The organism is Sphingosinicella sp. YJ22, assembly GCF_011320075.1.
Classification (GTDB): domain Bacteria; phylum Pseudomonadota; class Alphaproteobacteria; order Sphingomonadales; family Sphingomonadaceae; genus Allosphingosinicella.
In genome coordinates this window covers 56,259-68,552 of record NZ_JAANPA010000011.1, presented here as the reverse complement: position 1 = coordinate 68,552, position 12,294 = coordinate 56,259, and the positions used below count along the sequence as shown (strand labels likewise).

The following is a 12,294-nucleotide window of genomic DNA, read 5'->3' as shown; positions in this document are numbered from 1 at the left end:
GTGACCAGGCCGGCGGCGAGCAGGCTGCGCGCGACCGGGTTCTGGGCAAGGTCGGCGGCGCGGCGGCCGGCCTCGCGCAGCGCGTCGGGGATCGCCTCGGCGGCGCGCCGAGCCGCGTCCTGCGCGTCGTTCTTCCCGGTCTTCCTGGCGCCACCGGAAGACTTTCCCTTCGGCTTATTGGCCATTGGCCGTCTCCTGCTGTTCGTATCTGAAGCGTAACAAGCGAGTCACGCCGCGAACAGTTCCAAATGCAGGTTAGGGCTGCTCGCCGCCTTCCTCCTCGGCCTCGGCAATGCTCTGGCCGCGGTCCTGATGCGCCGCGGGGCCGCGGCCGAGATCGCCGGCCTCGTAGGGCTCGCCGTCGGGGTTCACGAGGCGCGTCGGCTGCGCGGCGGCCTTGCCGTCGTCGCCTTCGCCCTTGCGGGCCTCGAGATGCTCGGGGATCTCGTTATGCCGGGCTTCCTCGCTCTCCGGCACTGGGTGGCCGCCGCCGTCCGCGCCGGTCATCGCCGAGCCTTGTCGAGCTGGTCGGTCGGATTGTGCGCGTCGCCCGGCTGGCGGGTCGCGGACGACAGGTTCTGGGTCTTGCCGGGGATGAGCTCTTCCTGCGGCGCCTTGCTGGGGAAGCGTTCCTGCTTCTCGGCCATGACGTGTCTCCTTGCTTTCCTTGGCTGGATGAACGAGCCGGGAGCAGGAGCCGTTCCGGTGGAGGGGGAGAAGCCCATGCGGTTTGCGAGCGAGCGACGGCTGCTGCAGGGCGCGATCCTCGCCGCCTGCCTGGTGCCGCTGTCGGCCGGCCTGGCCGGCGTGGTCGAGGGGCCGGCGATGCTCCGCGGCGTGATGCCCGAGCCGCCAGCCGACCTCGACAGTCACATGCGCTATCTGTCGGGCCTGCTGCTCGGCATCGGCATCGGCTTCGTCGCCTGCGTGCCGCGGATCGAGGCGCGCGGCGCGATGTTCCGCCTGCTCGGCCTGATCGTGGTCGCCGGCGGACTGGCGCGGGGGGTGTCGCTGGCGGACTCCGGCGCACCCGGCTGGGAGCATCGCCTGGCGCTGGCGATGGAGCTCGGCGTCACGCCGTTGCTGGTCCTGTGGCAGGCGCGGATCGCTCGCCTCGCGGCGGCTCAGTAACGAGTCAGAAGCCGCCCGGCCGTTGCGACGAAAAGCCCAAGTCCACAAAAGCCAAGGGTCGCCGGACAAAAGTCCGGCGACCCCTTATACATGGCCAGCGATCGGAAAGTGATCGCCCGGAAGAGCTTGGAAAGCTTAGGCTTTCGTCTCCCGAACGGACCTGATCGACCTCTCTGCTGAACCATGAGACATCGGATCACCTCCTTTCGCCAGTTGCTGTTGGAATCAGTATGATTCGCGCCGATTCGGCGATCAAGTCTTGTTTGAAATTTTTTTTGGCATAACAGTGGATAACTCGGGCCGAATTCCCGGCCCTCCCTCCACCGACTCTAGCGGCACTCCTCGACCACCCGCGCGGCCTCCGGCCAGGCGGGGATGACGAGCCGCGCCATGCCCGGCGCCTCGACCGAGAAGCGGCCGCGGCTGAAAGCGATCGCGTCGAGCAACTGGTCCGACGCGGCAAGCTCCGCGACGAGACCGCCAGCCGTCGGCGTCGCCGCCAGGGTGCGCGCTTCCGAGCTGGTGCGAATGGTGAGCTGAGACCCGCTCGCCGCGCCGGTCCGCTCGAGCCGGATGCGCGCGCCGGTGCAGGCGATGACGAAGGACGGGCTGGCGGGCGGGCCGAACGCCGCCGATCCGCCTTGGCGGTAGGTCCAGTCTCCGGCGCTGAGCGCCGCGTCGATCCAGTCGACCGACGGCGTCGGCGCGGGCAGCTGCTGCGCCGGCCTGGGCGGCAGCACCTGAACCGGCGGCGCCACCGTCTGCGTCTGCGTCTGCGGCTGCCGCGCGGTGGTCGGCACGCAGGCGGCGAGGGCGAGGACGGGCAACAGGCCCGATAGGCGGAGCAAGGTCATGACGTCTCCCTTCCCCTGCGCCCTTTCCAAGCCCAGCGCGTTCGTTCAAGCCTTGATGCGGCCAACGCCGGTGAAGCTCGGAGGAATGATGCGCTTAGCGATGACGATGACGGCCGCGGCCGCCTTGGCCCTGGCGGGCTGTTCCCAGGTGGTCGAGACCGGGGTAGCCGATCATCTCGAGCAGGCGGGCGTGCCGGCCGGCATGGCGCAGTGCATGGCGCAGATCTGGACCGAGCGGCTGAGCGCGCAGCAGCTCGTCCGCCTCGGGCAGACCGCCGCCGAGATGGCCGAGGCGCGTCAGCAGGGCGAGCCCCTGGTGCAGATTCTCAACCGTGCCCAGGCGCTCGACGACCCCCAGATCGTCGAGGTCGTCACCCAGTCGGCAGCGGCCTGCGTGACCCTGATCTGACCTATTGCGCCGGCGCGGCGGTGTTGGTCGCCGGCGCCGCGCCCGCCGTGTTGCCGATCGCGGCGTTGCCCGGCTGAACGGTATCCTGCGGACGGCCGCAGGCGCGCAGATAGTCGCCCACCAGAGGGCTGTGCGGCAGAATCAGCGGCGAGCCGTCGTCGAGGCGGATGACGATCGGCTGGGCCGAGGCGACGAGCAGGCCGAAGGTGCGGCTGGTCGGCGCGGCCTCGCCGCGCTGCATCGGGATCGTGCCGACCCCGGACGACACCGGCAGCCGCTCGGTCACATCGCCGATGGTGACCTGCATCGCCTGCTGGGCGCCGGCGGTCGACGTCGCGCCGTGGCGCTGGAGCAGGACTCCGCCGCCCTGCGGCGCGCACATCAGGCTGAACAGCGGCTCGGTGCCCATCGGGCCGAATTCGAGCGCCTGGCGCTCGTCCTGCAGAGCGGCGCGCCACTGGCCGATCGCCGGCTCGCGGTCGTCCTGCTCCGGGGTACGGACCTGGCCGACGCGGTTGTAGCCCTGATTGCCTTCCGGCGGCACCATGCTCGCTTCCTCGGACCGCGCGCAGGCGGCGAGCAGCAGAGCGAGGCAGAGGGACGAAGCGAAGGCAACGCGCATCGAGGATTCTCCTTGGGTCTGGCCGCGTCTTAGAGCGGTTCGCGTGCGCGTGGAACCGCCCTGCGTCGCGCGGGTGCGCTCAGCCCTGCCAGCCCCAGGGCAGCGGCGGCGCGGCGACCGGACGGGTGAGGTCGAACTCGACCCGGAAATGACGCTGGTTCGGCCCCGGCGGGCGGCGCAGCTCATAGGCGAACAGGCCGTCACGAACCTCGACCGCCCAGACGTTGGTCACCGAAACGGCGCGGTTCTCGCGGCGGAACAGGGCGATCGAGTCCGCGTCGACCGGGAAGTCCTGGCGCGACGCGGTGCCGGGCGCGGCGGTGTCGCCGCCATATTGGGTGAGCACGTCCTCGCTGCCGTCTTCATGGCGATGGTCGTGCTTGAGCCTCAGGCCCCCCAGGGTGCGCGTGATCACCCACGTGCGCGAGCGGTCGTCGCCGACATGGAAGGGGATGCGGACCCGATCGGCCGAACAATCGGCGACGTGCATCACCAGCCGCTGGCCGGCCATGTCGCGGTCGGCGGGATCACTCGTCACCACGCGGCCTTCGAACGCCTGCCCGCACAGTGCCTGGAGGCGGGCCATGAAAGCGTCCTGTTGCGACGCGGGCGGGGTGGTGGCGCAGCCGGCGGCGGCGAGGCCGAGCAGCGGGGCGGCGAAGGCGAGAGAGCGTCCGGTCATGACGCTCCCGTAACCTGCCGCGGCGCTCCCGCATAGGACCTGGCGCCTAGAAGAAGCCGGGCACCTCGCGCTGCGCCGGAGTCGGCCGCATCGGGCTGACCAGCTCGCGTCCCGCCTCCGCCGGGGCGGCCTGGCGGCCGGCAACCGGCGCCGCGGAGATCGCGGTGCAGGCGCGGCCGGCGAGGAAGTCCAATGACGCGCGGATCGACGCCTCGCGTGGGTCGCCGAGCTGGAAGGCGAGGTCGTCGCCGGCGCGGCAGGTCGCCTGCATGAACGGCGCGAGACCGTCGAAATAGGCGCCCTGGCCGGCCGAGTTCTGAGTCGCGAAGGCGACGACACGCAGGCGGTCGTCGCATTGCGGGCGGTCGCGGGCGATCTGGCCGACCGGCTTGCCGTAGGTGTTGGTGCCGACCAGTGCGATGTTGGCGCCGAGATAGGGCAGGAAGGAATTGATCACGAGCTCGCTCGCCGAGGCGGTGCCGCCGGTGCCGATGAAGGCGATGCGGGTCGACGCGATCGCCTCGGCCTGCGCGCCGAACAGGTCGGTGTCGTTGTTCACCGCCTTTTCGGGACGGAAAACGGTGCGGCTGAACACCTGGCCGACGCGGTTCGCGCCGAGCAGGTCGCCCAAGAGCTCGCCGATCGAGACGAGGCCGCCGCCATTATATCTGAGGTCGACGATGACCTCGGTGACGCCCTGCGCGCGCAGCTGTGCGAAGGCGTTGCGCAGCTGCCCGTCCGCGGTGTCGATGAAGGTGCGCAGATTGATGTAGCCGACGCGGCGGCCGCCATCGTCGATGATCCGCGCACCGTAGCGGCTCGATACCGGCTGAAGCGCGAACTCGGCCTTGGTCACGGTGACCTCGCGGGTGCCCGCCGAGTCGGTGACCCGCAGAACGCGGGTGGTGCCGGCGGTGCTCGGCCCGAGCGCGTTGGTGATCCCGGCCGGGCCTTCCGCGGCGATGATCGAGTCGACGGTGCGCAGGGTCGCGGCGCTGGTTCCGATCGCGAGGATCTCGGTGCCGCGATCGATTCCGGCGGCGAGCGCCGGCGCGCCCTCGAACGCCTCGGCGATGAACAGGCGGCGCGCCGCCGAGTCGATCGACAGGCGGATGCCGAAGCCGGCGCTCGAGCCCTGCTGGAAGAAGGCGTTCTCCTCGGCGATCGAGGTGACGTAGGTGAAGAAGCGGTCGCGCCGCTGCGCCCGAGCGGTCGCGGTCATCGCGTCGACGAAGTCGCTGAGCGTCGCCGCGCCGACTGGGTTGGTGGCGGGCAGGGTCTCCGGGAAGAGGTACCATTCGCGCAGCTCGCCGGCGACCCAGCTCTGGCGATCGGCGAGCGAGCAGGTCGACCCGGAGGGCGGCGGGGTCGGGGTCGAGCCGATCGGCGGCGAGGAACCGCCACCGCCGCCGCCGCCGCACGCCGACAAGACACCGACAAAAGCCAACAAGGCGCCGCTACGCTTGAACTTCACGACCGCATCCCTCCAGATTTATCAGTCGCTTAGCAGCCTTTCGACGGGACGTCATCCCGCCCCGGGCACGTCCGTGACCGACCGCGGCGACGATGCTAGACTGAAAGGGCCGGGGAGGGGAGCCATGGCGGACACCAGCACCTGCTTCGATCTGCGCTGCGGCTTCGTCGCGCCGGGCCGGGTCGAGACCTGTCCGAGATGCGGGCGCAAGATGCGCTCGTCGCGCGCCGTTCGCGGCTATGGCGTGGTGATGATGCTGTGCGGCCTCGTGCTGCTCGGGCTGATGGGGCCGGTCACTTACTACACGCTGCCCGAGCTCACCCATCCGGGCCAAGAGCTTGCGGACGGCAGCCGGTTCACCGGCAGCGGCGACGAAGCCGAGATGATCCTGTGGCTGTTCGCCCTGGTGCTTCTGTTCGGGCTGGTCGCCCTGCTCACCGGCCTGTGGCAGGTCGCGACCGGGCGCCGCAACCGCTGGGTGTCGATCGGCGCGGTCGCGCTCGGCCTGTCGATCTTCGCCTACGCGCGATGGATGACCGGCTGGCTCAGCTGAGAAAATAGCCCGCGCCCGCAAGCATGGTCGTCGTCATCGTCATTTCTCGCTTGGCCCATCATCGGGGTCGGCCCATATGACTTCCGTACCACGGTCCGGAGTCTAGCGATGAATGGGATGACGATCGCCGGTCTCGCCAAGGCCGGCGGCGTCGGCGTCGAGACGGTGCGCTACTATCAGCGGCGCGGCCTGCTCGCCGAGCCTCCGCGCAGCGGTGGGACCGGCCTTGGCGGGGGCGTGCGGCGCTATGGCGCCGAGGACGTGCGGCGGCTGCGCTTCATCCGAAGCGCCCAGAGCGCCGGCTTCACGCTCGAGGAAATCGGCGAGCTCCTCGCTCTCGACGCGTCGCACGACCGCGCCCGCGCCAGGGCGCTCGCCGCCGGCCGCATCGCCGCGCTCGACGCGAAGATCGCTGATCTCGAACAGGCGCGCGCGGCGCTCGCCCGACTCGCCGACAGCTGCGCGGCGGGTCGGCGCGGCCCCTGTCCGATCATCGCGGCGTTCGATCCCGCCTAGGCAAGAAGAAAGGGCGCCCGAAGCCGGACGCCCTTCCCGAAACCTTGGAGCGTGAACGGCTTACATGCCGCTGACGTTGCTCTCCACGCTGCCGTTGCCTTCGCGGACGGCGTCGGCCTTTTCCTCGGTGCTCTCGCGAACCGCATCGGCCTTGTTCTCGGTCGCCTCGGCGGCCTGGTCGTTGGTCATGTTCTCGGCGGCCTCTTCGAGGTTCTCGGCGACGTTGGCGCCGTTCGCCTCGATGGCATCCGCCTTGTTCTCGGTCGCGGTGTTGTTGCACGCCGCCAGCGCAAGCAGACCAACCGCAGCCGCGGCCTTCACCAGAATCTTCATGCTTGGGACCCCTTCTCAAGCTGCCCACGAAAAGGGGCGCTTCGGCGGGCTGCCGGAAACGCCCTCTTCGTGCTGGTTCGCATAAGATTGCCAAGCGCACAAGTCGAGAAGGGATTCGATGCCCGCTTGCCAGCGGTGACATCGCGGCCGGCGGCGATTGTTCGGCCGCGACCTGCTAGGATACCGGCATGGGATGGGGCTTCGCTCTTGCGATGGCGAGCCTGCTGGCGACGGCACAGCAGACAAACGACTCGCGCATCCTCCGCCGAAGCGTCGTCGGCGGGTGGACGGTCACCGATATTGCCGAGAGTGACGGCGGCCGCATTGTCGAGCTCGGGCGCGACGGCCGCACCTTCTCGATCCGGCATCACGCGATCTTCTGGCACGGCAATGGCGGCGAGCGGCGCGGCACGCTGTTTGCCTATAGCGATTGCTCGAGCGGCGACTCCGATGACCCTGTCGAGCCGCGCCGCCGTCCCGGCCCGGACGATTTCCGCCGCCAGTTCGGCGCCTATTTCGCGGAATGCGCGGTAGGTCGGCGCGAGCAGGCCCGGCTGCTGCGCGGGCTCGATCGGGCCTATTGCCTGTTCGACCGCTGGACCGCCGAAGCCGCGGCCGACACCGCCAATGAAAATGCCCGAATCGCCGCTTACGGCGGCGGCCGCAGGCCGACGCTCGTCCGACCGGCGCGGCCTGCCGCGGCCTGCCGCGAGTCCTCGCCAAGGTAAATCGTCCGCAGCCGACCACGCTGCACAGCAGTGTCGTCACGAAGGACTTGCCTAATCCATCTCCGGAATGGATTGTTACTGGTCCGATTCGGGGGAAACCGCATGGAGTGGGCCAGCGGGTTTATCGGAATAAGCGCGTTCGTTGTTCGCGAGCTTACGCTGTTCGCGGCTGCCGGCTTCATCCTGCTCGGCATCGGCGATCTCGCGATCGACCTTGCCTGGCTGGCGCTGCGGGCGAAGCGCGCCCTGCTGCGGGCGAGGCCGGCCTCGGTCGCCGACCTGCCGGCGCCGCTGCGGGCCGGGCCGCTCGTTATCTTCGTCCCGGCCTGGCAGGAAGCGGAGGTGATCGGGCCGATGCTGCGCCACGCGCTCGGCCGGTTCGATCATGACGATTACCGTATCTATGTGGGTTGCTACCCGAACGATCCCGCGACCGCGAAAGCGGTGCGGGCCGTCGCCGATCCGCGGGTGCGCACGGTGGTCGGCTGGATGCCCGGCCCGACGACCAAGGCCGACTGCCTCAATGCGATCTGGGCGGCGCTGCTCGCCGACGAGGCGGCGGAGGGCTGGCGGGCCAAGGCGGTCGTCCTCCACGACGCCGAGGACGTCGTCCATTCGGCCGAATTGAGGCTGTTCGACAGCCTGATCGAGCGCTTCGACCTCGTCCAGCTGCCGGTGCTGCCGCTGATCGACGCGGATTCGCGATGGATCGCCGGCCATTATGCCGACGAATTCGCCGAGGCGCATGGCAAGGAGTTGGTGGTGCGAGAAGCGCTCGGCGCCGGCCTGCCGTCGGCGGGGGTCGGCTGCGCCCTGTCCCGCGATGCGCTCGAGGCGTTGGCCGGGCCGGGCGGCCAGCCGTTCGACGCCGCGAGCCTGACCGAGGATTATGAGCTCGGCCTCAGGCTGCGCGCGCTTGGCCGCCGCTCGACCTTCGTTCGTCTGCCGGCGGATTCGGGCGGCCCGGCGGTGGTGACCCGCGAGCATTTCCCGGCGACGATCGACGCCGCGGTGGGCCAGAAGGCGCGCTGGATGGTGGGGATCGCGCTGAGCGGCTGGGACCGGCTCGGCTGGAGCGGTGGCTTTGCCGAGCGGTGGATGCGGCTTCGCGACCGCCAGTCGCTGCTCGCCGCCTTGCTGCTGTGCGCCGCTTATGCCGCGCTTCTGACGACGGCGCCGCTGGCCGCGCTTGCGGTCGCGACGGGTCATGAGATCGTGCTGCTCACGCCGGCGCTGGCGGCCTTGAGCTATGCCGCGATGCTTCTGCTTGTGTGGCGGCTCGCCATGCGCCTCGGCTTCGTGACGGTCGCCTATGGCTGGCGCGAGGGGCTGCGGTCGGTGCCGAGGATCCTGGTCGGCAACGCCATCGCCATGCTCGCGGCGCGGCGCGCGGTCGGGCGCTACCTGCTGGCGCGGCGCTCCGGGCGGGCCGACTGGGATAAGACCCGCCATATCTTCCCTGCCCAGGTCCCGGCAGAGTGACCGCGCCGCCGGCCCCGCTCCGCTTTCTCGGCGCCGTCGTCGGCGGCTGGATCGCCGTGCGATCGCTCGCGCTGGTCCCGGACTGGGCGGACGAGGCACTTCCCGATGTCGCCGCGGCGGAGCGGCCCGCGTCGGTCGCGGCCGCTTCAGACCCCCTTCCACCTGCGGCGGAGACACCGGCCGGCCTGGCACGCGCCGCCGCCGGGCACAGTGGCCCGGGCGGCTTCGCGGAGACGGCGGCGACGCGCGGCGGCTTCATTCCGATCGTCTTCCTCTCGGCCGAACCGGCGGCGCTCGATGTCGCGCAACCGGGCGAGCCTTTCCTGCGGACGGCGGCGCCGGGCGTGGCGCAGCTGTTCCCGTCCGTGCCGGCGCCGCCGGGACAGACTCGGCGGTGGAGTGGGTCGGCCTGGATTTTAGTACGCGAGCGCGGCGACCCGACCCTGGCGCCCGGCGGCGAGCTGGGGGGAAGCCAGGCGGGGCTGCGGCTGACCTACCGGCTCTTCGGGCGGCGAGCGCCGCTGGCGCTGAGCGGGCGAGTCTACCTTCCGCTGGAGCGGCCCGAGGGCGCCGAGGCGGCGGTCGGCATCGACTGGCGGCCGCTGCCGAGCGTTCCGCTCAACATCCTCGCCGAGCGGCGCGAGGCGATCGGGCGGGAAGGGCGATCCGACTTCGCGCTCACTCTCTATGGCGGCGGCGAGCGGCGGCTGGGGCGGCTGCGGGTCGAGGCATGGGGCCAGGCCGGCGCGGTCGGCCTCGACGACCCCGACCTGTTCGCCGACGGCCTCGTCCGAGCCACGACCCGCCTCGGCCCCGTCGACGTCGGCGGCGGCCTGTGGGGCGGCGCGCAGCCCGGCGCGGCCCGCCTCGATGCCGGCCCGCACGTCTCGGCGCGGCTGCCGATCCGGGGGGTGAATGTCCGCGCCATGGGCGAATGGCGCTTCCGCGTCGCCGGCGACGCCGCGCCCGCTTCCGGCCCCGCCTTCACCCTCGCCAGCGACTTCTGAACGCAAGCCTTGACTCCGTACCATGGTACGGATGCCATATGCCGTCTCGTCCGTTACCCATGACGAGGAGAAGACCATGGCCACCACGCTCGACAGCGCCGTGCCCGCAGCGGGCGGCAAGCGCGCCACCATCTACCGGATGGTGATGGACAAGCATGTCTGCCCGTGGGGCGTGAAGGCGAAGGACCTGCTCCGCCGCTCCGGCTACGAGGTCGACGACCGCTGGCTCACCACCCGCGCGGAGACCGACGCGTTCAAGGCCGAGCACCAGGTCGCGACGACTCCGCAGATCTTCATCGGCGGAACACGCATCGGCGGCCATGACGATCTGCGCAAATTCCTCGGCAAGACGGTGCGCGATCCCAAGGCGGTCACCTACAAGCCGGTCATCGCTTTGTTCGGAATCACCGCGGCGATGGCGGCGGCGACCAGCCAGGCGGTGTTCGGCACGCCGTTCACGATCCGCGCCGCGGAATGGTTCATCGCCTTCAGCATGGCGGTGCTCGCGCTGATGAAGCTGCGCGACGTCGATGGTTTCGCGACGATGTTCCTCGGCTACGATCTGCTCGCCAAGCGTTGGCTGCCTTACGCCTACATCTATCCGTTCGCGGAAGGGCTGGCGGGCGTGCTGATGATCGCGATGGTCCTGAACTGGCTGTCGATCCCGCTCGCCTTGTTCATCGGCACGATCGGCGCGGCCAGCGTGTTCAAGGCGGTCTATGTCGATCGGCGCGAGCTCAAATGCGCCTGCGTCGGCGGCGACAGCAACGTTCCCCTGGGCTTCATCTCACTGACCGAGAACGTGATGATGGTGGCAATGGCGCTGTGGATGCTGGCGCGGATGTGACCCGCCGGGGAGCGCCCGATTAGGCGAATGGCGGCTTCCATGCTATTGAGTCGCCATCGCCGGCTCCGGATCCCGTGAGCATGCCGGCGGCTGAGAGACTTCCGAACATCGGCGCGCTCCCGCTTGCACTTGGAAAGTGCGCCTCGAATGAACGTCAACGATCGCTCCGAACGAGAACGGGCCGAGCGCGCCGCCGCACGGGTCGGCTGAGCCTTATGACCACGCGCCTCCTCGCCGCTTATGCGATGATCGCCTCCATCGGGCTGGCGGCGCTCATCGCCTTGTGGGTCTTCGTGCTGCGCGAGCAATTGGCGCGCCGCGGCCGCCGCAACCGCTATCACCGCGACCGCGCGCTCGCCGCGCAGGACGCCAAACGCCCTCCGGAGGCCGCTGCGGCCGACTGAGCTCCCATCCCTCTAGCCTACCGGGCGCAATTCCGTGCCCGTCTCTACCAAGGATACCTTCTATGCCTATCGGAACCGTCAAGTTCTTCAACGCCGACAAGGGCTATGGCTTCATCCAGCCCGAGGACGGCGGCACCGACGCTTTCGTCCACATCAGCGCGGTCGAGGCCGCCGGCATGCGCACGCTCGATAAGGAGCAGCGCGTCTCCTACGAACTCGAGCAGGACCGCCGCGGCAAGATGAGCGCGGTCAATCTGAGCGCCGCCTGACCGGCGCGGTAATAAGGAGCGGGGCCGGTTCGCGGCCCTGCTCCTTACTCGTCAACCCCCGCAGGAGCCCTGTCCGAATGAGCCAACAGCGTGATTTCTTCCTAGCCCGTGCCGCCGAGGCGCGCCGCGACGCCGCCGCCGCGAGCCTCGCCAATGTCCGCGAGCGCTGCATGCGCGCCGCCGACGCCTGGGACGCGATGGCCGAGCGCGCCGAGCGTTCCGAGCGCCACCGCGAAGCCGACGCCGCCCGCAAGGCCGCCGTCGCCGAAGCCGCCCCACAGGCGGTCGCCGCCCACTGAGCCCCGAGCGCCGGCGGCGACTCGGCGTTCAGCTGCGAAGCCGGGGGCCGGGAACCTCCCCTTCGGCCTGTGGCGGCAGCCGGCGCCCGGCTCGCTCCCGGCGCTCGCCCTCTCTCCGAGCCGCCCGATCCGGCGTCCGCGTCCCTTAACCATTTTCCCCCGCAACATCGCGCGCCGCCGCCCGTTCTGCCCCCGAACCCATATTCGGAGGCAATCATGTCCACCAACACCGACATTTCGAAGCTCGACGACCTCATCCACACCGTCATCGACAGCATCAAGGGCTTCGAGAATTCCGCCGAGGGTTCGCCCGACGGCCGCTTCGCGTCCTTCTTCCGCGACATGGCGCAGGAGCGCCGCGAGGTCGTCACCACCCTCCAGGCGCATAGCCGCGCGCTCGGCGGCACTCCGACCGAGCAGGGCTCGGTCGCCGGCACGCTCCATCGCCGCTGGGAGGATCTTCGCGCGGCGCTCGGCGGCAGCAGCGACAAGGCGGTGATCCAGGAGGTCGAGCGCGGCGAGGACTATCTTAAGGAGGAGTTCGAGCGCGCCATGAACGACACCAACGTCTCGGAGGAGACCCGAGCGGTCATGCGCAGCTGCTACGAGTCCGTCCGCCGCGGCCACGACACCGCCCGTGATCTCAAGCACCAGCTCGAAGCCGCGATGTGATAAAGCGGAGGC

The 12,294-nt window shown here is 70.3% G+C and carries 20 protein-coding genes; 12 read left to right on the top strand and 8 right to left on the bottom strand.

The features are described from left to right. The 3 genes from G7B71_RS06105 to G7B71_RS06095 all read right to left on the bottom strand — a co-directional run. A partial coding sequence (locus G7B71_RS06105) for a hypothetical protein (protein WP_166038954.1) occupies window positions 1-185 on the bottom strand: 185 nt, incomplete at its 3' end. A 70-nt stretch (window positions 186-255) separates the two neighbouring features. Further along, entirely contained in the window at window positions 256-507 is a 252-nt protein-coding gene (locus tag G7B71_RS06100; RefSeq protein ID WP_166038952.1) for a hypothetical protein, read from the bottom strand. Continuing rightward, complete coding sequence (locus tag G7B71_RS06095; RefSeq protein ID WP_166038920.1) at window positions 504-647, bottom strand: hypothetical protein; 144 nt, start codon at window positions 645-647, stop codon at window positions 504-506. The genes G7B71_RS06100 and G7B71_RS06095 overlap by 4 nt, the downstream gene beginning before the upstream one ends. Window positions 648-723: 76 nt before the next feature. Between G7B71_RS06095 and G7B71_RS06090 the strand changes: the two genes are divergently transcribed. Further along, the gene (locus tag G7B71_RS06090; RefSeq protein ID WP_166038918.1) at window positions 724-1,131 is read left to right on the top strand and encodes a DUF4345 domain-containing protein; all 408 of its coding nucleotides are present in this window, start codon (window positions 724-726) and stop codon (window positions 1,129-1,131) included. 329 nt (window positions 1,132-1,460) lie between these two features. Here G7B71_RS06090 and G7B71_RS06085 read toward each other — a convergent pair whose 3' ends face one another. After that, window positions 1,461-1,985 carry a hypothetical protein gene (locus G7B71_RS06085; RefSeq protein WP_166038916.1) on the bottom strand — a complete coding sequence of 175 codons (525 nt, stop codon included), beginning with the start codon at window positions 1,983-1,985 and terminating at the stop codon, window positions 1,461-1,463. A gap of 100 nt (window positions 1,986-2,085) precedes the next feature. Here G7B71_RS06085 and G7B71_RS06080 point away from each other — a divergent pair, with 100 nt between their 5' ends. Beyond that, on the top strand, window positions 2,086-2,394 hold the full coding sequence (locus tag G7B71_RS06080; protein ID WP_166038914.1) for a hypothetical protein: 309 nt from the start codon (window positions 2,086-2,088) through the stop codon (window positions 2,392-2,394). Between the two features lies 1 nt (window position 2,395). Here G7B71_RS06080 and G7B71_RS06075 read toward each other — a convergent pair whose 3' ends face one another. The 3 genes from G7B71_RS06075 to G7B71_RS06065 all read right to left on the bottom strand — a co-directional run bounded on the left by G7B71_RS06075 (window position 2,396) and on the right by G7B71_RS06065 (window position 5,172). Beyond that, window positions 2,396-3,016 (bottom strand): hypothetical protein, encoded by a 621-nt coding sequence (locus tag G7B71_RS06075; protein ID WP_166038912.1) that lies wholly within the window; start codon window positions 3,014-3,016, stop codon window positions 2,396-2,398. 79 nt (window positions 3,017-3,095) lie between these two features. After that, window positions 3,096-3,698 (bottom strand): hypothetical protein, encoded by a 603-nt coding sequence (locus G7B71_RS06070; protein WP_166038910.1) that lies wholly within the window; start codon window positions 3,696-3,698, stop codon window positions 3,096-3,098. 46 nt (window positions 3,699-3,744) lie between these two features. Beyond that, a complete protein-coding gene (locus G7B71_RS06065; RefSeq protein WP_243406124.1) occupies window positions 3,745-5,172 on the bottom strand; it encodes a S41 family peptidase in 1,428 nt (475 codons plus the stop codon). Between the two features lie 124 nt (window positions 5,173-5,296). Here G7B71_RS06065 and G7B71_RS06060 point away from each other — a divergent pair, with 124 nt between their 5' ends. Together G7B71_RS06060 and G7B71_RS06055 are read left to right on the top strand one after the other, a co-directional pair. Then, entirely contained in the window at window positions 5,297-5,725 is a 429-nt protein-coding gene (locus tag G7B71_RS06060; RefSeq protein ID WP_166038909.1) for a hypothetical protein, read from the top strand. A gap of 108 nt (window positions 5,726-5,833) precedes the next feature. Continuing rightward, complete coding sequence (locus G7B71_RS06055; RefSeq protein WP_166038907.1) at window positions 5,834-6,241, top strand: MerR family DNA-binding protein; 408 nt, start codon at window positions 5,834-5,836, stop codon at window positions 6,239-6,241. 60 nt (window positions 6,242-6,301) lie between these two features. On the opposite strand, the gene G7B71_RS06050 is transcribed toward G7B71_RS06055, so the two are convergent. Continuing rightward, the gene (locus tag G7B71_RS06050) at window positions 6,302-6,574 is read right to left on the bottom strand and encodes a hypothetical protein (protein ID WP_166038905.1); all 273 of its coding nucleotides are present in this window, start codon (window positions 6,572-6,574) and stop codon (window positions 6,302-6,304) included. Between the two features lie 188 nt (window positions 6,575-6,762). Between G7B71_RS06050 and G7B71_RS06045 the strand changes: the two genes are divergently transcribed. The 8 genes from G7B71_RS06045 to G7B71_RS06010 all read left to right on the top strand — a co-directional run bounded on the left by G7B71_RS06045 (window position 6,763) and on the right by G7B71_RS06010 (window position 12,282). Continuing rightward, on the top strand, window positions 6,763-7,302 hold the full coding sequence (locus G7B71_RS06045) for a hypothetical protein (RefSeq protein ID WP_166038903.1): 540 nt from the start codon (window positions 6,763-6,765) through the stop codon (window positions 7,300-7,302). A gap of 102 nt (window positions 7,303-7,404) precedes the next feature. Then, window positions 7,405-8,784, top strand: coding sequence for a glycosyl transferase family protein (locus G7B71_RS06040; protein WP_166038901.1), 1,380 nt, complete (start codon window positions 7,405-7,407; stop codon window positions 8,782-8,784). After that, window positions 8,781-9,791, top strand: coding sequence for a hypothetical protein (locus tag G7B71_RS06035; RefSeq protein ID WP_166038899.1), 1,011 nt, complete (start codon window positions 8,781-8,783; stop codon window positions 9,789-9,791). The genes G7B71_RS06040 and G7B71_RS06035 overlap by 4 nt, the downstream gene beginning before the upstream one ends. A gap of 76 nt (window positions 9,792-9,867) precedes the next feature. Beyond that, on the top strand, window positions 9,868-10,638 hold the full coding sequence (locus tag G7B71_RS06030; RefSeq protein WP_279338393.1) for a glutaredoxin: 771 nt from the start codon (window positions 9,868-9,870) through the stop codon (window positions 10,636-10,638). A 215-nt stretch (window positions 10,639-10,853) separates the two neighbouring features. After that, window positions 10,854-11,042: a hypothetical protein gene (locus G7B71_RS06025; RefSeq protein ID WP_166038897.1), complete on the top strand. Its 189-nt coding sequence runs from the start codon at window positions 10,854-10,856 to the stop codon at window positions 11,040-11,042. Between the two features lie 62 nt (window positions 11,043-11,104). Beyond that, window positions 11,105-11,311, top strand: coding sequence for a cold-shock protein (locus G7B71_RS06020; RefSeq protein WP_166038894.1), 207 nt, complete (start codon window positions 11,105-11,107; stop codon window positions 11,309-11,311). Window positions 11,312-11,388: 77 nt separating this feature from the next. Beyond that, window positions 11,389-11,610 (top strand): hypothetical protein, encoded by a 222-nt coding sequence (locus tag G7B71_RS06015; RefSeq protein WP_166038892.1) that lies wholly within the window; start codon window positions 11,389-11,391, stop codon window positions 11,608-11,610. A gap of 216 nt (window positions 11,611-11,826) precedes the next feature. Next, window positions 11,827-12,282, top strand: coding sequence for a PA2169 family four-helix-bundle protein (locus G7B71_RS06010; RefSeq protein ID WP_166038890.1), 456 nt, complete (start codon window positions 11,827-11,829; stop codon window positions 12,280-12,282). Window positions 12,283-12,294 lie beyond the last annotated feature (12 nt).